This is a genomic window from Caballeronia sp. A2-2, from assembly GCF_057612605.2.
The window spans coordinates 2,984,841-3,002,490 of record NZ_CM172587.1 but is presented as its reverse complement, the minus strand read 5'-3'; the positions used below and the strand labels follow the sequence as shown (position 1 = coordinate 3,002,490).

Here is a 17,650-nt window from a genome sequence, read left to right as displayed (position 1 = left end):
AAGAACAACATTCGGAGAACAACGATGAATCAGGCGTGGATCTATCCGTTCATCATCATCGGCGGGATTTTGCAGGCGGCGGGTGCGCCGATCAACGGTCAGCTCAAGGGCGCGCTGGTCAATCCGTGGCTGGCCTCGGGCGTCTCGTTCCTGCTCGTGACGTTTCTCGCCGTCGCGCTGTTCTTCGTTCAGCCGATGCCGCTCCCCACGCTCGACGACTTGCGCAACATGAAATGGTGGGCGCCGCTGGGCGGCATCGTCGGTGCGGTGGCGGTGTTCGCCGGGTTGACGCTGGTGGAGAAGGTGGGCGTCGGCACGCTCAACGGGCTGACCATCTGCGCGAATCTCGTGGCTTCGGTCGCCATCGATCATTTCGGTTTGATCGGCGTGGCGGAACATCCCATCACGTGGCTGCGCTTGCTTGGCACTTTGCTGATGGTCGGCGGCGTCGCGCTCGTCATGCGCTTCTGAACGCCGCCGCCCGTCAAACCGTTCCGCGCGATGCCGCGACCTTGCCGCCGTCATCCGCCGTCGCGCGCTCGCCCGCCAGCACGAACCGCTGGCTGATGCGATGGAACCGCAGCGTCATCAGCACGGCGACGCTCGCCAGCCCCGCCGCGAGCCCCCACCACAGGCCGCGCGCGCCCAGTTCGAAGTGGAACGCGAGCACGTAGCCCACCGGGAAGCCGACGCCCCAGTAGCCGAACGCGGCGGCGAGCATCGGCACGCGCGTGTCTTTCAGGCCGCGCAGGCAGCCCGAGCCGACCGTCTGCATGCCATCGACGATCTGAAACACCGCCGCCACGCCAAGCAATGACGCCGCGAGCGACACGGTGTGCGCGTTGGCGGGATCGTCCAGATGCAGATAGAGCCCGACGATGGCGTGCGGCACCGTAATCAGCACGAGCCCCGAGCACATCATGAAGCCGACGCCCAGCGCCAGCGCGACGAACCCCGCATGGCGCGCCGCGACCGGCACGCCCGCGCCGACCCAGAACCCGACCCGCACGTTCGCTGCCTGACCGATGGCCAACGGCACCATGAACGCCACCGACGCCACGTTCAACGCGATCTGATGCGCCGCGAGCGGGGCTTCGCCGAGCAGTCCGACCATCAATCCCGTCGCGAGAAAGAGCATGGATTCGACGCCGTACGTGATCGCCACCGGCCAGCCGATGCCGAACAGTTCGCCCATCAACGGCCAATGCGGACGCGCCCGCACGACGAAATGCCGGTAACGCGGCCGCAAATGCAGGATCGCGACGAGGGCAAGCGCCGTGAGCCACACGGTGATGCACGTCGCCATGGCCGAGCCGAGAAAGCCTTCGCGCGGCAGGCCGTACGCGCCGTGAATCAGCCCGTAGTTGAGGAACGCATTGATGAACACGCCGCCGATCGACACCCACAAGAGCCGTCGCGCCGCGCCGATGGCGGGCAGGAACGCGCGCATCATGCCAACGCCGATCAGGCTGCCGGGCGTGCCCCAGCGCAGGACCGCGCAGTATTCGCCGACGTTCTTCGCCAGCAGCGCGGGCTCGTGGAACGCGCTGAGAATTTCCTCGGCATAACTCAGCAATACGAACGCGGGCACGGCGAGCAACACCGACAGCAGCAGCCCGGTCCAGTAGATGTGCGGCACGCGTTCTTCATCGTTCGCGCCGCGCGCATGCGCGACGGACACGCTCACGGAAGTCAGCACGCCCTGCAACAGCGTCACCACGACGAAAAACAGATTCGCGCCGAGACCGCCCGCCGCGAGCGAATCGGGGCCGAGCGAACCGAGCAGGATGGTGTCGGTCACGCCCATCGCCATCTGCGAGAGTTGCGCGATGGCGAGCGGGGCGGCGAGCCGCGCGGTGTCGGCGGCATGGCGCGACAACGACGGCGGAGTTTGACGAGCGCGCGTGATGCGCGAAAGGGGCGATTGCATGATCGAAGCCGAAACGGGATGGAACGCTGCGCTACGTTCCCGCGCAGAAATCCTGCAGAAAGGTATCTAGCTTATTGGTTCGCGCGAGGCATGTCGATGCCGCGCAGCCGATGACGGCTATTCCGCCGCCCGCACGCGGATAGTCTGCCCGTCGAGTTTGACAACCTGACCCGCGCGAATCTTTGCGGTCTTGCGCAGTTCCACTTGACCATCGACGATGACATCGCCCATGGCGACGCGCGCTTTCGCCGAGCCGCCGCTGTCCGCGAGGCCCATGAGCTTGAGCAGGTTATGCAGTTCGACGTAGTCGCCGGTAAGCGTGAATTGAAGTGGCGGCATGGCAAGTCGAAACGTAAAGAAGCGGTTGAACGAGGCCCGCCATCATAAAGCACCATCGTTCGATGGCACGCGTCCTGCTGGTGCAAGCGGACCGCATCGCGCGAGGGAATCTTCAAATTGTAGCCAAGTGAAACCACGGGTAACAATGACTGATTCCGGCGAACTTGCTTTCGCGCGATCCGGTCAGACGTTTTGATCGATGCAGCTTCGATCGACGTCAAACCTTCAATCGATAAAGCCGTGCAGCGCACCTCGTTTTCGACGAGCACCGTTCGCCGGCGTTCATTAAGAGAGGAATCGCTCATGACTCGCGCTCGAATCCTGATGATCGGCACCGCCATCGCCACGCTGACTGCTGGCAGCGCTTACGCCCAGACGGCGCAACCCGCCGCCGACCCCGCTCAGTTGATGCAGGCACAACCCGCGACGCCCGCGCCGCAGAATCTCGTCGCGCCCGCGCCGACTGATCCGCTCGTGCAGAAGCGCAATGCCAACGCGCAGGCAAACGCGGAATACAGCGCATCGAAAAAGGCTTCAAAGGCGGAGCTGAAGGCCAACAATCAGCAGGCCAAGGCTGAGTACAAGGAGCAAGTAAAGAACGCGAAGATCAACCGCAAGGCGGACAAGGATGCCGCCAAGGCGCAACTCAACGAAGCCGTGGATGGACAGGCGCCGAAGGATTCGGGCGAGGCTCATTAAAACGTAAGGGGAGAACATCATGATCCGACGCAATTCCATTTTGCTGGCCACGCTCGTTGCGGGTGCGCTGAGTAGCGCCAGCATGGCAACGCTCGCGCAGACATCCGCCGATCAAAAGGCATCGAAGGAACAGACGAAGGCCGATAAAAAGGCCGCCGTTGCACAGGCGAAGGCCGACAAGCAAAAGACCGAGGCACAGTCGAAAGCGGACGAAGCCGCCGCCGACGCCAAGGTCAAGAACGCAAAGAGCGCGGATTAAACGCGGCTGCTGAGCATTGCGGCGGGGCCACGCGGCCTCATCGTCCGGACGGGCGATGAGGCCGCTTTTCATCGTAAGCAAGGAATAAGGCGCGGATCGGCGGAGTTCGATGCAAAGGAGACGCGGCACGCGCATTGCTGAAGTGCTTACCGTGCAGACGGCAATCGTCTGCGTCCGTCATTCAATCCGATCAAGGAGACATAGATCATGAGCAAGACACTCAGCACATTGATCGCGGCGGTGGCCGCACTCACGCTGTCGGGCGGCGCGTTCGCACAGGCGGCCGGCGGTGCAGGTGGCGCGGGCGGCGCAGGCGGTGCGGGCGGCAGCACGGCCAGTCCGTCGAATCAATTGAACGGCGTGTCGGGCGGCTACGGCACGCCGGGCATGACCAATTCGGACAGCGGCATGGGCCGCGCAGCGCCGAATTCGGGCCTGCCGAGCGGCAATGCCCAGCCTGCCAATTCGACGCCGCCTGCCGCCACGAACAACACGCTGGCTACGCCGAGCGTGAAGTCGCCTGCTGCGCAGTAACGGTGTAAAGGCCGGGTTTCCGGCCTCGAGGGCTCGCCAGAACCGCTGTCTTCTCAGGCAGCGGTTTTTTTGCGCCCGTTTTCAGCGGCTTTGTAAATTGGTCATATGCGCGGTCGACAAAACCTGACCGCGGGCAAGAACTTGCGGGTGAGGCTTGTATGGATATACAGTGCTTGGCACGCCAATTCGTCACAAATCTTGCCTGTGTCCACGCTCCCCGAAACCGACGCCGAACCCGTCTGCGCGAAAAACGATCAGGCCGCTGCGGCCTATCTTGCGAAGCTCAATGACGCGCAGCGCCGCGCCGTGGAATTCGGCATCGATGAACCGGGGCACTGCGGCGGGCCGCTGCTCGTGATCGCGGGGGCGGGATCGGGCAAGACCAATACGCTTGCGCATCGCGTGGCGCATCTGCTGGTGAAGGGCGCGGACCCGCATCGGATTTTGCTGCTGACATTCTCGCGGCGCGCGGCGCAGGAAATGACGCGGCGCGTGACGCGTATTGCGACCGCTGCGCTTGGGAGCAGAAGCGCCATCGCGCAAGGCTTGACGTGGTCGGGCACGTTTCACGGCATCGGCGCGCGGCTGTTGCGCGATTACGCGGATCTCGTCGGGCTTGCGCCGTCGTTCACCATCAACGACCGCGAGGATTCCGCCGATCTGATGAATCTCGTGCGGCACGAACTCGGGCTGTCATCGAAAGAGAAGCGTTTTCCCGCCAAGTCCACGTGCTTCGCCATCTACTCGCGCGTGGTGAACACGGGCGTGTCGCTCGCCACCGTGCTCGATCAGTCGTTCCCGTGGTGCCGCGAGTGGGAAGCCGATCTCAAGCGTCTGTTCGCCGCCTACGTCCACGCGAAGCAAACCCAAAGCGTGCTCGATTACGACGACCTGCTGCTTTACTGGTCGCATCTCGCGATGGAGCCGAGCGTCGCCGCCGACTTGTCCAGCCGCTTCGATCACGTGCTCGTCGACGAGTATCAGGACACCAACCGCCTGCAAGCCACCATCCTGCTCGCGATGAAACCCGACGGGCGCGGCCTCACCGTCGTCGGCGACGATGCCCAGTCCATCTATTCGTTTCGCGGCGCGACGGTGCGCAATATCCTCGATTTCCCGCAGCACTTCGACCCGCCCGCCGCGACCGTCACGCTCGATCGCAACTATCGTTCGACGCAACCGATCCTCGAAGCCTCGAACGCGGTGATCGATCTCGCCGCCGAGCGTTACACGAAGAATCTCTGGACCGACAAGGCATCGGCGCAAAAGCCGCGCGTGGTGTCCGTCGCCGATGAAGCGGATCAGGCGCGCTATGTCGTCGAGAAAGTATTGGAAGCGCGCGAGGCGGGCATGAAGCTGAAGGCGCAGGCGGTGTTATTCCGCGCGGCGCATCACAGCGCGACGCTCGAAATCGAACTCACGCGCAAGAACATTCCGTTCGTGAAGTTCGGCGGCCTCAAGTTCCTCGATTCCGTGCACGTGAAAGACGTGCTTGCCGTGCTGCGCTGGGCGGAAAATCCGCGCGATCGCGTGGCGGGTTTTCGCGTCGCGCAACTGCTGCCGGGCATCGGGCCTGCGATTGCCGGGCGTTTGCTCGATAGCGTGAGCGCGCCGGACGCGGTTGCATCGGGCGCGATTGCGGCGTTCCATGCGCCCGCGAAAGCCAGCGAGGACTGGCCGCGCTTCGTCGGACTCATGGCAAAACTCTGCGGACGCGAAACCGGCTGGCCCGCCGAGTTCGAGATGATCCGCCGCTGGTACGAGCCGCATCTCGAACGCAATCATGAAGATGCGGCCATCCGTATCGGCGATGTCTTGCAGATGGAGAGCATCGCGTCCACGTATCCGACGCGCGAGCGCTTTCTCACCGAACTCACGCTCGATCCGCCCGATGCGACCAGCGACGAATCCGGCGTGCCGCTCATCGACGAGGATTATCTGATTCTCTCGACCATCCATTCGGCGAAGGGTCAGGAATGGCACAACGTGTTCGTGCTCAATGGCGTGGATGGCTGCATTCCGTCCGATCTCGGCACCGGCAGCGATGAAGAAATCGACGAGGAACGGCGGCTTTTATATGTCGCGATGACGCGCGCGAAGGAAGACCTGCACGTCATCACGCCGCAGCGCTTCTACGTGCACAACCAGACGCATCTCGGCGACCGGCACGTCTGGGCGCAGCGCACGCGCTTCATTCCGCAAGGCTTGATGGACAAGTTCGAAGCGGCCGCGTGGCCGCCGGTGATCGCGCCCGTCGCGCCGACGGCGGCGGGGCTGGCCGCGGCGGCGAAGGCGAAGATCGACATCGCGGCGCGGCTCAAGGGGATGTGGGAGTAGCGCTGGCGTTCAGCGTTGCTGCGCGCGCGCCGTCGTCCGTTGCAGCTTGGGCGCGGGCGTGAAGATGTTGCGCAGCCAGGCGGCGAAACGCGTGAAGCCGTCGTACGGTTCATCGACGAACAACTCCGGGCGAATCGAGCGCATGTATTCGAGCACTTGCTGCGCTTCCTGCTTTTGAATCGACCCATAGTAGATGCCCAGCCGCAGCAAACAACGCAACTCGCCGAGCTTCTCGCGCGCGTTCGAACCCACGCTGTTTTCCACCGCGATCTTCGTGTCGTACACGCGCTGACGCAGCGATTCCGCCAGACGCCACGATGGCGTGTGCATCTTCGCTTCGACATCGCGGATATCTTCGGCGGACGACTTGATCTGCGTGGCGAGCCGGTCGATCTGCGATTCATCGCCCTTGGCTTCGGTGACGATGGCCGTCGCCCACGCGCGCGACGCGTTGACGAGATCCTCGGCGGTCCATTCCGAACGCACCGCGACCGCGAAGCCATGTTCCGCCGCGTGACGAATCAGAATCTCCACGACCTCCGGAAATTCCTTGTCGAGCGCGCGCTTGGCCCATGCATATTGACCGTGCGTGAGCATGCGCTGCACTGCCTGCTCGGTGAGCGGCATGGCGTTGTCGAGCAACTTGGCCCTGAGAAAATCCTCGAACGACGGTGTGACGAATTGCGGGTCGAGCTTGAGCGATAGCCGCAAGAACGACTCGAAATCGCGATTCAGCGAAGAGAGGGTTTCTTCGCGAAACGTAAGGGTGATTTGACGCATATGAGTTCCCGTTTCCGCGTCCGACGGCCGTGCGCGGGTTGCTCGGCGCCGCTCTCTTGGCGGAGTCCGTTCGTTACTGATATCGGCGCGCGGCGGGGGAACTTGAGGGGAACATGAAAGGGACGTGTTTGCCGTGCATAAACGTTCGGCCGGCGGGCAGAAACATCATCGCAAAACGACGAACTGCCACACGAAAAAGACCGCGAGCGACACCGCGATGGTAAGCAGCGGACGCTTCGTGACGATGCACACGGCAAGCGCCGCGAGCGCGCCGATCAGTTGCGGATTGCGCCACGTGATCTCCGCGTTCTGGCCGTGCGGCGAGACCGTCATCGGCACGATGATGGCGGTCAGCACCGTCACCGGCACGAATGACAACGCATTGCGCACCAAGGGCGAAAACGTGAGCCGTTCACCCAGCACGAAGACGGCCGCGCGGATCTGAAACGTGAGCATCGCCATGCCGAGGATCAGGATCACATAGTTCATTGCGTGCGCTCGTTTGTCTTGCCGTTGGCCTGATCATTCGATGCCAGCATCGTCAGCAGCATGCCGGTCAGCACGCCCGCGATCACCGCCGCGAGCAAACCGAGCTTGTACGGCCAGCCTTGCCACGCGAACGAGAGCACGCCCGAGGCCAGCACCGCCGCGACGAAGCGCACGGCCACGAGCTGCGGCAGGATGATCGCGATGAACGTGGCGACCATCGCGAAGTCGAGCCCGAGCGACTTGAGGCCGGGAAACGCTGCGCCGAACAGCAGGCCGAGCAGCGTCCACGCTTGCCAGTTGAGGTACATCGACAGACCCGAGCCGAAGAAGTAGTGCGGGCCGATTTCGCCTGCCGGGCGCTTTTGATAATGCGCATAGGCGACGGCGAAGACTTCGTCCGTCAGCAGTCCCGCGAGCGCCCAGCGCCAGCGCGCGGGCAGATGCGCGACGTAGGGCGCGAGCGTCGCCGAATACAGAATGTGGCGCAGGTTCACGACGAAGGTCGTCGCCCAGATCACGGCGAAGCTCGCGTGTCCCGCGATCAATCCGACTGCGATGAATTGTGCGGAGCCTGCGAAGACCGCGAGCGACATGAGTTGGCCGTGCCAGAGCGTGAGCGGGCTGGCGGTGACGAGTGTGCCGAAGATGACGCCGAAAGGCGCGGCACCGACCATCATCGGGATGGTGTCGCGGGAGCCGGCGGCGAGTTCTCGCCAGTCTTGGTTGTTCAAAATGTCCTCCTTTTGGGTGGAGGATAAATGAGGTTTTGGTTGTTTCGCTTGTACGTTCTTGCGGTGGGGTTTTGATGTTTTATATGTCGTGCAAGGGGCTGCTTCTGTTTGTGCTGCTTTTTCAGTAGCCGCCTCCCCGGCGGGGGGGTAACTTTCTTTGCTGCTGCAAAGAAAGTCACCAAAGAAAGCAGCTTTTACCCCCATGCTCGCTGGCTGGAAAGGGTGGTCTGGTTTAACCATACAGTGGCCGCAATAGGACTTTCCACGCATGACAAACCGCTTAGGCAACCTCGCGATTTCCCGTTCGAAGAATCAACGTTTAGTGGCTCGCGCTCATTCTTTCGGCCATGCGCTGCGCGCGCCGAGACAGTAAGAACGGAATCCCGCAGCGTATCAGCGCCCAGCCACCTCACACTTTCCCGCAAGATTGCTATTCGGCCGTACCTTGGTTAGTGCTCCGACTAAAAGGTGACTTGCGTTGGCGTGTGCGCTTTGCTCAGAAGCGCTTACTAAGGTTGGGCCCAATGGGAGAGGTGCGGCGCGGTGTGATGTAGCTGGGCGCTGATACGCTGCGGGATTCCGTTCTAAAGCTCTCGGCGCGCGTAGCGCATGGCCGAAAGTATGAATGCGGTCCACTGAGCGTTGATTTTTCGAGCGCGTGATCGCTAGGTTGCCTAAGCGACTCGATATGCGTGGCAAGTCCTATTGCGGCCACTGTGTCCGTTAATCCAGACCAACACTTTCCAGCCAGCGAGCATGGGGTAAAAAGCTGCTTTCTTTGGTGACTTTCTTTGCAGCAGCAAAGAAAGTTACCCCCCCGCCGGGGAGGCGGCTACTGCAATAAAGACACAACCAACAGCAGCCCTTTGCGCGAAGGAACAACAAGAGCTAAACGAACATCGTCCGTCAGGTCAAATCAAAAGGATCACCGCCACCGCCCCGGCGGCACACCAAACACCCGCTTGAAATGACGCGTGAAATGGCTCTGATCAGTAAAGCCGCTCGCCGCCGCGACATCGGTAACAGACACGCCTGCGCGCAAAGCAGGCAACGCCCGCACGATACGCAGTTGATTGCGCCACGCATGCGGCGCGAGTCCAGTTTCGCGCGTGAACAACCGCGCAGCATGAAAAGTGGAAAGGCCGACGGTCTCAGCAAGTTCCGTGAGCGTAAGCGCCGTAGGAAGATCATCAGCAAGACGCGACTTCATGATTTCAACGCGCCGCGCATCCGTCGCCAGCGCAATGCCTGAAGTCCGCTCCGACGCATGACGCGCAATCAAAGTGGTGACCGCATCGACAAGCGCGATTTCAGCGTTAAGAGGATCAGCCCGCGCCTCAAGCACACGATGCGCATGCAACAACCGTCCCGCGAGGTCATCGTCATGAATGATGCCCACGGGAAACCACGGCGATGCCGCATTCGCCCCGAACACATCGCGCGCGAGTTCCTCGACGAACGGCACCGGCAGATAGAACACGCGATAACGCCAGCCGGATTCCACCGCCCGCGCGCCCGTATGCAATTCACCCGGATTGATGACCGGCACCGAACCCGCCTCCGCCACATGATGCGCGCCGCGATAGTCATAACATTCCGCGCCCGCCTCGATCACGGGAACGGTGTACGCGTCATGCCAGTGCGGCGTGAATTCGTGGTCGTAATACTCGGCGGTAACCATGTCCGCATCCGGCACGAGCGGCGAGCGCCAGTACCGGGCTGCGTTGCGAAAACGAGCGGCGTTCATTTGCGTGTGCTTAAGATCAAGACCGGGAACGGTGGATCGACCAGTCTACAACTTTCGCGCGGCTTATTTGACGGGGATGGTCGTGCCTTCGGGCATCGGCACGGCGGTGACGCTGTTTTTCGGGCTGCCGGTCGCGATGCGGTCGCTATACGTGAGATACACGAGCGTGTTGCGCTTGGCATCGACCACGCGCACCACATGCAGCGTCTTGAAGATGAACGACATGCCCGCGGAGAACACATCGGTCTTTTGCTTGAGCGGCTGCGTGATTTTGATCGGCGCGACCTGACGGCAGGCAATCGAGGCCTCGCTCGGATCTTCGGCGATGCCAAGTGTCCCCTTCACGCCGCCCGTGCGCGCCCGCGAGACATAGCAGGTGACGCCTTGCACCAGCGGATCGTCATACGCCTCGACCGTCACGCGATCGGAGCCGGTGAAGCGGAAGTTGGTGTTGACGCTGGCAATTTCCTCGGCCTGCGCGCACGCGGCGCCGGTGAGCATCGCGACGGTCGCGGTGAGAGTGAGGGCGCGTTTCATCGGAATCCTTTGGATCAGCCAAAAAGAGAAAGGGCGTCGTATTGTAACGACGCCCTTCGATGATCCGATAAGCACGATACCGCCCGCGTGGCTCAATGAAAAATCAGATACAGAATCACGAGCACGACAACCGGCACACCCAGCAACCATCCGAGAAGATAAGGCATGTCACCCTCCAATCCGTGTTTGTTTTCGACGGTTCCAGTATCGCGAAAACGAAAGCGGGTCGTTAGCCGTGGGTGTCCGAAACTCGTGTAGGCGTCGTCCTATCCGTCATTACGAGCGCGTTACGCTTTCATCATTTGATAGACGTGGAGAGCAGCGTTTCGCGCGGCTTTTTCGATTTCGCGGGACGGTCGTGGTAAAGCGTTCGAACGTAGTCGAGATGCGCACCGGCGCATTCGCGGGCGCGGGGGGCATCGCGCGCAACGATCGCTTCGAAGATCGCGCGATGCTGCGCGAGGAGCTTCGATTCCACTTCATCGTCGTAATCGACCAGACGGTGCGATGTCAGCATGGATTCGCGCACCAGTTCGTTCAGGCCATGCATGACATGCGTGAGCGCGACATTGTGCGTCGCATCCGCGATGGCGAGATGGAATGCCGCGTCCTTCTCCGCGATGCGCGCGTTCTTCTGTCTGACCGCCAGTTCCAACGCCTCGAACGCCGCCGCGATGCGCGCGAGATCGCTTGGCGTCGCGCGCTCGGCGGCGTAAGCGGTCGCGAGCGTTTCGAGACCGTGGCGCAGTTCGAGGACATCGGCGCTTGCATCGGGCTGTTGTTCGAGCAAAGCGGCGAGCGGACGCGAAACGAGCGGCGCAGTCACATCCGACACGACGAAACCCCCGCGCCCCGCCGCGCGAATGAATCCGTCTGACTCCAGCCGAATCAACGCCTCGCGCAGCGACGGACGCGAGACGTTCAGTTGCTCGGCCAGATCGCGCTCGGCGGGCAGGCGCTGGCCGGGCAGCAAACTGCCGTCGGAAATCAACTCGCGAATCTGACCCGAGACGACATCGGACAAACGAACGCGCGCATAAGCGTGAGGATGGACGGGCTGAAAAGTCATTTTTAACGGCTGGATAACATCGGTTCGACGTAGTTTGACACGATCTCGCAGGCTCGTTACAGTCTTGGTCAGACCAAGCTTACCAAAAGCGTCCGCTCCCCGCGATCCCCATGCCCCTATGAAAGTCGCCCTTTTCGTTCCCTGTTTCATCGATGCGTTCTATCCACAGATCGGCATCGCCACGCTCGAATTGCTCGAACGCCTCGGGCTGGACGTGGATTACCCGCAAGATCAAACCTGTTGCGGCCAGCCGATGGGCAACAGCGGCGCGCACAAGGAAGCGGCCGGCGCTGAACGCGTATTTGCGCGCAACTTCGCGGATTACGATTACATCGTCGGGCCATCGGCGAGTTGCACGCATCATGTGCGGGAACATTTCACGGCCATCGAGCAGACGAGTGCAGTGCAGAAAGTCCGGCGGAACACGTATGAACTCGTCGAATTTCTGCATGACGTGTTGAAGGTGCGCGATTTTCCCTGGGCTGAATTTCCGCATCGTGTGGGATTGCATAACAGTTGCAGCGCGGTCAGGCATCTGCGGGAGACATCGAATTCGGAAGTGGCGGGCGCGCGCTTTTCCAAGCCGCGTGCGTTGTTGGAAGGCGTGAAGGGCATCGAGTTTGTGACGCCCGAGCGGCCCGATGAATGTTGCGGTTTTGGCGGCACGTTCAGCGTCACGGAAGAAGCAGTGTCGGTGCGCATGGGTCAAGACAAGGTGCGCGATCATGTCGGCGCGGGCGCGCAGTACATCGTGTCGGGCGATATGTCGTGCCTCATGCATCAGCAAGGCTGCGCCGAGCGCCTGAAGCTCGATGCCAAGTTCATCCATATCGCGCAGGTTCTCAACGGAGCGCGCGCATGAGCAAGACCGTTCGAATCGATCACGCCAAGGCAGCGGGCGCATTCCTGCAAAAGCCCGATCACGTCGCGTTCCACGACAAGCGTCTCTGGGATTTGCGCAGCAAGCGCGATGCGCAGGCGCAAAGCATCCCCGAATGGGAGACGATGCGTGAGTTGGCCTCGCGCATCAAGGAACACACGCTGTCCAATCTCGCGGAGTATCTCGCGCAGTTCGCGGATCAGGCCGAGAAGAACGGCGTGGTCGTGCATTTCGCGGCGGATGCGGAGGAACATAACGCGCTCGTCCACAAGTTGATGAGCGAGCGCGGCATGACATCGCTCGTCAAGAGCAAGTCGATGCTCACTGACGAATGCTATATGCGCGACTATCTGGAGCCGCGCGGCATCACCGTGATGGAAACCGATCTGGGCGAGCGCATTCAACAGCTCGATCATCAGGACCCGAGCCATATGGTGGTGCCCGCTGTTCACAAGTTGCGCGCGGATGTGGCCGAACTGTTCGGCAAGACCATCGGCACAGATCCGAAGAACAGTGACATTCACTATCTCGCGGAAAGCCAGCGCATGAACACGCGGCCGTACTTCGTGCGCGAGAAAACGGCGGGCATGACGGGCTGCAATTTCGCGGTGGCGGAAACGGGCACGGTGGTCGTCTGCACGAACGAGGGCAACGCGGATTTGTCGGCGAACGTGCCGCCGCTGCATATCGCGTCGATTGGCATCGAGAAGTTGATTCCGTCGATTGCCGATCTCGGCGTGTTCGTGCGGATGCTCTCGCGCAGTGCGCTTGGTTCGCCGATCACGCAATACACGTCGCACTTTCGCGCGCCGAGGCCGGGCACGGAGATGCACTTTATCCTCGTCGATAACGGGCGCTCCGAGCGGCTCGCGATGGAGGATTTCTGGTTCTCGCTCAAGTGCATTCGCTGTGGCGCGTGCATGAATACGTGTCCTGTCTATCGGCGCAGCGGAGGGTTGTCGTATGGCGGCACGTATTCGGGGCCGATCGGCGCGATCATCAATCCGACTTACGATCTGAAGCGCTATAGCAGCTTGCCGTTTGCATCGACGTTGAATGGCAGTTGTACGAACGTTTGCCCGGTGAAGGTGAATATTCACGAGCAGATTTATAAATGGCGCGCGGTGATCGCGGAAAAGCACGAGGTGCCGTTCGTCAAGCAGGAAGTGCTGAAGATGGCGGGGCGTTTGCTCGCCAGTCCGACGCTTTATCGCGCGACGGTGGCATCGCTCGGCGGCGCGCTCAAGCGGCTGCCGAACTTCGTGCTGTATAACCCGCTCAACATTTGGGGCCGTCAGCGCGATTTGCCCGAAGCGCCGGGCGAGACTTTTCATGAGTGGTACAAAAAGAACCGGAAGCCCGCGAAATGACGACTCGTGAAGCGTTTTTATCGAAGATTCGCGCGGCGCAACCGGACTCGCGTCCGCGTCCTGAGTTGCCGATTTTTCCCGCGCCGGAAGGGGATTTGCGTGAGCGTTTTGTCGCTGCGTTGACGCCGATGGGTGGCACGTGCGTCGAAGCCGCGAGCCTTAGCGATGTGAACGCGTTGATCGCCTCGCGGTTCGGGGCGGATGCGGTCGTGGCATCGGCGGTGCCGGGTGTTGTCGGCACGCGCGAACTGAACGCGGATACCGTGCCGGCATCGCTCGAAAACGTGGATGTGGGCGTGGTGCGGGCGCGCTTCGGCGTCGCGGAAACCGGCTCCGTGTGGTTCAGCGAGAAGGAGTATGTGGTCAACTCGATCGGCTATATCGTGCAGCATCTCGTCGTGCTGCTCGATCCGTCGCAACTGCTCGAAGGCTTGCAGCAGGTCTATCGGCGCGACGACTTCAAGACCGCGCGTTATGCCGCGCTCGTGACCGGGCCATCCGCGACAGCGGATATCGAAGGCGTGCTGATTCGCGGCGCGCAGGGCGTGCGCTCGCTTACCGTGGTGTGGATTTAGTAGCGCCAGAAAATCGCCACGCCAATGCCCACGAACAACAGCCATTTCACGATGTAATACACGGTCCGGTTCCACGCCTTCAGCCGCTTGCCGACGAGCCGGATCTGATACAGATACTTGAACGCGCGATTCAACCCGCCCGTGCGGTCGCCGGCTTCGTTCGGCGACGCCGCCGCGCGCATCAAAAACACACCCATCGCGTGATTCACAACCTGCGCCCAGCGATATTTCATCGGCCGCTCGATATCGCAGAACAAAATGATGCGGTCCTTCTCCGTCTTGTTTTCCGCCCAGTGCAGATAGGTTTCGTCGAACACGACGGACTCGCCATCGCGCCACGAATAGCGTTCGCCATCCACGACGATCGCGCAGCCATCGTCGTTCGGCGTGTCCAGTCCGAGGTGATAGCGCAGCGAACCCGCATATGGATCGCGATGCAGCGTGAGCGTGCCGCCGGGTGGGAGCATCGCGAACATCGCGGCTTTGACGGTGGGAATGCGCTGGAGAATGGCGAGCGTTTGCGGGCACATCGCCTGAGCGGACGGATGCGGGCGGTCGTACCACTTGAGGTAGAAGCGCCGCCATCCGCGCCTGAAAAACGAGTTGAAGCCGATGTCGTTGTACTTGCCCGCCGCCTGAATCTTGCTCGCTTCATGCAGCGCGACCGCCTCCGCGCGGATGGTCTGCCATTGCGCCTCGATCGGCGCGAGATCGGGAAAGAGCGACGGCTTGAGATACGGCGTCGAAGGCACGCTTGAGAACAGATAGACGAAACTGTTCACCGGCGACATGAACGTCGAATGATCGGAAAGCTGGCGAAAGAAACCGTGCCGAACCTTGCCGCGCCAATGCGTGTAAGCCGCGCACGCAATGAAGATCAAGAGAATCACCCAGCGCATGGTTATGCCCCTTCGTATCTAATCGAGTCCTAAGTCGACGTATCTCGAAATTATACAAACGGTCACAATAAGCTTGCTTGGATCGCAGAGCGAAACGCTGGCGTAAGGGGAAGGATGGTGCGAGCGGGCGCGCAGAAAAGCAAAAAGCCCGGTCGAATGAACGACCGGGCTTTTTGGCAGAAGCACTTGGCTCCCCGACCTGGGCTCGAACCAGGGACCTACGGATTAACAGTCCGGCGCTCTACCGACTGAGCTATCGGGGACCATCTACAACGAAAACTGGCTGACTAAAAAGCCCAGTCGAAAAACTAACTGGGCTTCATTGCAACCTGGGTGAAGCGAGTGATGTTCTTGGCTCCCCGACCTGGGCTCGAACCAGGGACCTACGGATTAACAGTCCGGCGCTCTACCAACTGAGCTATCGGGGAACATCAACAACAGAGAAGCGGAATTATAGGGACCGTTGCATGTCCTGTCAACGCTCATTCCTCATTCAATACGGCTTTAAACAGCAGCACGAACGAAGTCCGAAGACAGGACGATCAACGTTCCAGCAAGTTCAGCTTGTCGGTCACGTCCTTGAACTGGTCCGAGTCGGGCAGCGGCGCCTTGGTCTTGGTGATGCTCGGCCAGTCGCGCGCCAGTTCGGCGTTGAGTTCGGTGAAGTGCTGCTGATCGCTGGGTACGTCTTCTTCGGCGTAGATCGCATTGACCGGGCATTCGGCCACACACACGGCGCAGTCGATGCACTCGTCCGGATCGATCGCGAGAAAGTTGGGACCTTCGCGGAAGCAGTCCACCGGGCACACGTCCACGCAATCGGTGAACTTGCACTTGATGCAGCTTTCGGTCACAACGTGAGTCATTCAGGCTCCTGCATGCGGAATTCGTGGGGGCGGCGACCGCGGGCTACTTGGGCGCCGGGTTCGTCCTGGGTTCGGGATTCGGCGCAAACAGGCTCGCGCGCCAAAGCGCATATTGTAGCGTAATGGTAAAACCCGACATGGGTCGGCCCGGCCGTGCTTTATATCGATTGGTGATGTATGTATATGCGCGATTCTTAAAAGGGTCGGCCTGTTCCGTGTCGCGATGCACATTCGGGTAACATGAGTTCAAGGCGCGCGGCCCGGAGACAAGCCTGCGCGTCACCCTGCGTCGAAGTTCCAGTCAGAACCATGATCATCAATTCGCTGCTCGATACCGACCTCTACAAATTCACGATGATGCAGGTGGTCCTGCATCACTTCCCGGCGGCGCACGTCGAATACAAGTTCCGCTGCCGCACGCCGAACGTGGATCTGGTGCCGTACATCGACGAGATTCGCGACGAAGTGCGCCAGCTCTGCAACCTGCGCTTCAAGGAAGAAGAGCTGGACTATCTGCGCAAGATGCGCTTCATCAAGAGCGATTTCATCGACTTCCTCGCGCTCTTTCACCTGAACGAGAAGTCCATTCGGATCGCGCCGTCGGCCAAGGGGAACGGCGAGATCGACATCGATATCAAGGGGCCGTGGCTGCACACGATTCTCTTCGAGATTCCGGTGCTCGCGATCGTCAACGAGGTGTACTTCCGCAACACGCAGCGCGTGCCGGAGTACGAAACCGGCCGCACGCGCCTGCGCGAAAAGATCAAGCTGCTCGCCACGCCGCCCGAATATTCCGACTGCAAGATCGCGGATTACGGCACGCGCCGGCGCTTTTCCGGGCAATGGCACGAGGAAGTGGTGCTCCGGCTCAAGGAAGGTTTGAGCGAACAGTTCGCGGGCACCAGCAACGTCTATTACGCGATGAAGCACGGGCTGCGACCGCTCGGCACCATGGCGCACGAATACTTGCAGGCGTGTCAGGCGCTCGGCCCGCGCCTGCGCGATTCGCAGATCTTCGGCTTCGAGATGTGGGCGAAGGAATATCGCGGCGATCTGGGTATCGCGCTGTCGGATGTGTACGGCATGAAGGCGTTCTTGCGCGACTTCGACATGTACTTCTGCAAGCTCTTCGATGGCGCGCGCCACGATTCCGGCGATCCGTTCGACTGGGGCGAGCGCCTCATCCGCCATTACGAGGAAAACCGCTGCGATCCACGCACCAAGGTGCTCGTGTTCTCGGATGCGCTCGATATCCCGAAGGTACTGCAACTGTACGAACGCTTTCGCGGACGCTGCCAGCTTGCGTTCGGCGTCGGCACTAATCTCACCAACGATCTCGGTTATCAGCCGCTTCAGATCGTCATCAAGATGGTTCGATGCAACGGCCAGCCTGTCGCCAAGCTGTCGGATTCGCCCGGCAAGAATATGTGCGACGACAAGGCGTACCTCACGTATCTGCGGCAGGTGTTCGGCATCCCGCAGCCGGTCGGCGAGGACTGAGCGCGCGTGCTTTTGGCTTATGCCATTCGGCCGAGGTTCGTATTCGATATGCGCTCGCTATAATTTCGACGCATCTCTCGACACGACACCCCGCGTCACGCACGCATTC

At 61.3% G+C, this 17,650-nt stretch carries 19 protein-coding genes and 2 tRNA genes; 9 read left to right on the top strand and 12 right to left on the bottom strand.

All coding sequences use genetic code 11. The features are described from left to right. Positions 1-24 precede the first annotated feature (24 nt). Positions 25-471, top strand: a complete 447-nt coding sequence (locus ACZCWR_RS14255) for a DMT family transporter (protein ID WP_487301379.1) — start codon at positions 25-27, stop codon at positions 469-471. Between the two features lie 13 nt (positions 472-484). Here the strand turns inward: ACZCWR_RS14255 and ACZCWR_RS14250 are convergent, their stop codons facing one another. Together ACZCWR_RS14250 and ACZCWR_RS14245 are read right to left on the bottom strand one after the other, a co-directional pair. After that, complete coding sequence (locus ACZCWR_RS14250; RefSeq protein ID WP_487301378.1) at positions 485-1,930, bottom strand: MATE family efflux transporter; 1,446 nt, start codon at positions 1,928-1,930, stop codon at positions 485-487. Positions 1,931-2,047: 117 nt separating this feature from the next. Continuing rightward, entirely contained in the window at positions 2,048-2,269 is a 222-nt protein-coding gene (locus ACZCWR_RS14245; protein WP_487301377.1) for an RNA-binding S4 domain-containing protein, read from the bottom strand. Positions 2,270-2,572: 303 nt separating this feature from the next. Here ACZCWR_RS14245 and ACZCWR_RS14240 point away from each other — a divergent pair, with 303 nt between their 5' ends. The 4 genes from ACZCWR_RS14240 to ACZCWR_RS14225 all read left to right on the top strand — a co-directional run bounded on the left by ACZCWR_RS14240 (position 2,573) and on the right by ACZCWR_RS14225 (position 6,098). Then, a complete protein-coding gene (locus tag ACZCWR_RS14240) occupies positions 2,573-2,968 on the top strand; it encodes a hypothetical protein (protein WP_487301376.1) in 396 nt (131 codons plus the stop codon). Positions 2,969-2,987: 19 nt separating this feature from the next. After that, positions 2,988-3,227, top strand: coding sequence for a hypothetical protein (locus ACZCWR_RS14235; protein ID WP_487301375.1), 240 nt, complete (start codon positions 2,988-2,990; stop codon positions 3,225-3,227). A 207-nt stretch (positions 3,228-3,434) separates the two neighbouring features. Then, positions 3,435-3,761, top strand: coding sequence for a hypothetical protein (locus ACZCWR_RS14230; RefSeq protein WP_487301374.1), 327 nt, complete (start codon positions 3,435-3,437; stop codon positions 3,759-3,761). A 204-nt stretch (positions 3,762-3,965) separates the two neighbouring features. Further along, a complete protein-coding gene (locus ACZCWR_RS14225) occupies positions 3,966-6,098 on the top strand; it encodes an ATP-dependent helicase (RefSeq protein WP_487301373.1) in 2,133 nt (710 codons plus the stop codon). Between the two features lie 9 nt (positions 6,099-6,107). On the opposite strand, the gene ACZCWR_RS14220 is transcribed toward ACZCWR_RS14225, so the two are convergent. The 6 genes from ACZCWR_RS14220 to ACZCWR_RS14195 form a co-directional block, all read right to left on the bottom strand. Beyond that, entirely contained in the window at positions 6,108-6,878 is a 771-nt protein-coding gene (locus tag ACZCWR_RS14220; RefSeq protein WP_487301372.1) for a DUF4088 family protein, read from the bottom strand. 165 nt (positions 6,879-7,043) lie between these two features. Further along, positions 7,044-7,367 (bottom strand): AzlD domain-containing protein, encoded by a 324-nt coding sequence (locus tag ACZCWR_RS14215; RefSeq protein WP_487301371.1) that lies wholly within the window; start codon positions 7,365-7,367, stop codon positions 7,044-7,046. Further along, positions 7,364-8,044, bottom strand: a complete 681-nt coding sequence (locus ACZCWR_RS14210; RefSeq protein WP_487303331.1) for an AzlC family ABC transporter permease — start codon at positions 8,042-8,044, stop codon at positions 7,364-7,366. The genes ACZCWR_RS14215 and ACZCWR_RS14210 overlap by 4 nt, the downstream gene beginning before the upstream one ends. A gap of 979 nt (positions 8,045-9,023) precedes the next feature. After that, entirely contained in the window at positions 9,024-9,845 is an 822-nt protein-coding gene (locus tag ACZCWR_RS14205) for a helix-turn-helix domain-containing protein (RefSeq protein ID WP_487301370.1), read from the bottom strand. Between the two features lie 63 nt (positions 9,846-9,908). Continuing rightward, positions 9,909-10,382 (bottom strand): CreA family protein, encoded by a 474-nt coding sequence (locus tag ACZCWR_RS14200; RefSeq protein WP_487301369.1) that lies wholly within the window; start codon positions 10,380-10,382, stop codon positions 9,909-9,911. Positions 10,383-10,680: 298 nt separating this feature from the next. Continuing rightward, positions 10,681-11,451: a FadR/GntR family transcriptional regulator gene (locus ACZCWR_RS14195; RefSeq protein WP_487301368.1), complete on the bottom strand. Its 771-nt coding sequence runs from the start codon at positions 11,449-11,451 to the stop codon at positions 10,681-10,683. Between the two features lie 118 nt (positions 11,452-11,569). Here ACZCWR_RS14195 and ACZCWR_RS14190 point away from each other — a divergent pair, with 118 nt between their 5' ends. Genes ACZCWR_RS14190 through ACZCWR_RS14180 form a run of 3 tightly spaced genes read left to right on the top strand, consistent with a single transcriptional unit; the run spans position 11,570 to position 14,276 of the window. Further along, the gene (locus ACZCWR_RS14190) at positions 11,570-12,313 is read left to right on the top strand and encodes a (Fe-S)-binding protein (RefSeq protein ID WP_487301367.1); all 744 of its coding nucleotides are present in this window, start codon (positions 11,570-11,572) and stop codon (positions 12,311-12,313) included. Then, positions 12,310-13,701: a lactate utilization protein B gene (locus ACZCWR_RS14185; RefSeq protein WP_487301366.1), complete on the top strand. Its 1,392-nt coding sequence runs from the start codon at positions 12,310-12,312 to the stop codon at positions 13,699-13,701. The genes ACZCWR_RS14190 and ACZCWR_RS14185 overlap by 4 nt, the downstream gene beginning before the upstream one ends. Further along, entirely contained in the window at positions 13,698-14,276 is a 579-nt protein-coding gene (locus tag ACZCWR_RS14180; protein ID WP_487301365.1) for a LutC/YkgG family protein, read from the top strand. Before ACZCWR_RS14185 ends, ACZCWR_RS14180 begins: the two co-directional genes overlap by 4 nt. Here ACZCWR_RS14180 and lpxO read toward each other — a convergent pair. From lpxO to fdxA, 4 genes are all read right to left on the bottom strand, one after another. Continuing rightward, entirely contained in the window at positions 14,273-15,175 is a 903-nt protein-coding gene (lpxO, locus tag ACZCWR_RS14175; RefSeq protein WP_487301364.1) for a lipid A hydroxylase LpxO, read from the bottom strand. The two genes, ACZCWR_RS14180 and lpxO, sit on opposite strands and share 4 nt — an antisense overlap. A 187-nt stretch (positions 15,176-15,362) precedes the next feature. Further along, a tRNA-Asn gene (locus ACZCWR_RS14170) sits at positions 15,363-15,438 on the bottom strand. Positions 15,439-15,527: 89 nt separating this feature from the next. Beyond that, a tRNA-Asn gene (locus ACZCWR_RS14165) sits at positions 15,528-15,603 on the bottom strand. A 114-nt stretch (positions 15,604-15,717) separates the two neighbouring features. Further along, positions 15,718-16,041, bottom strand: a complete 324-nt coding sequence (gene fdxA, locus ACZCWR_RS14160) for a ferredoxin FdxA (RefSeq protein WP_487301363.1) — start codon at positions 16,039-16,041, stop codon at positions 15,718-15,720. A gap of 309 nt (positions 16,042-16,350) precedes the next feature. On the opposite strand from fdxA, the gene pncB reads away from it, so the two are divergent. Further along, entirely contained in the window at positions 16,351-17,541 is a 1,191-nt protein-coding gene (gene pncB, locus ACZCWR_RS14155; protein WP_487301362.1) for a nicotinate phosphoribosyltransferase, read from the top strand. Positions 17,542-17,650 lie beyond the last annotated feature (109 nt).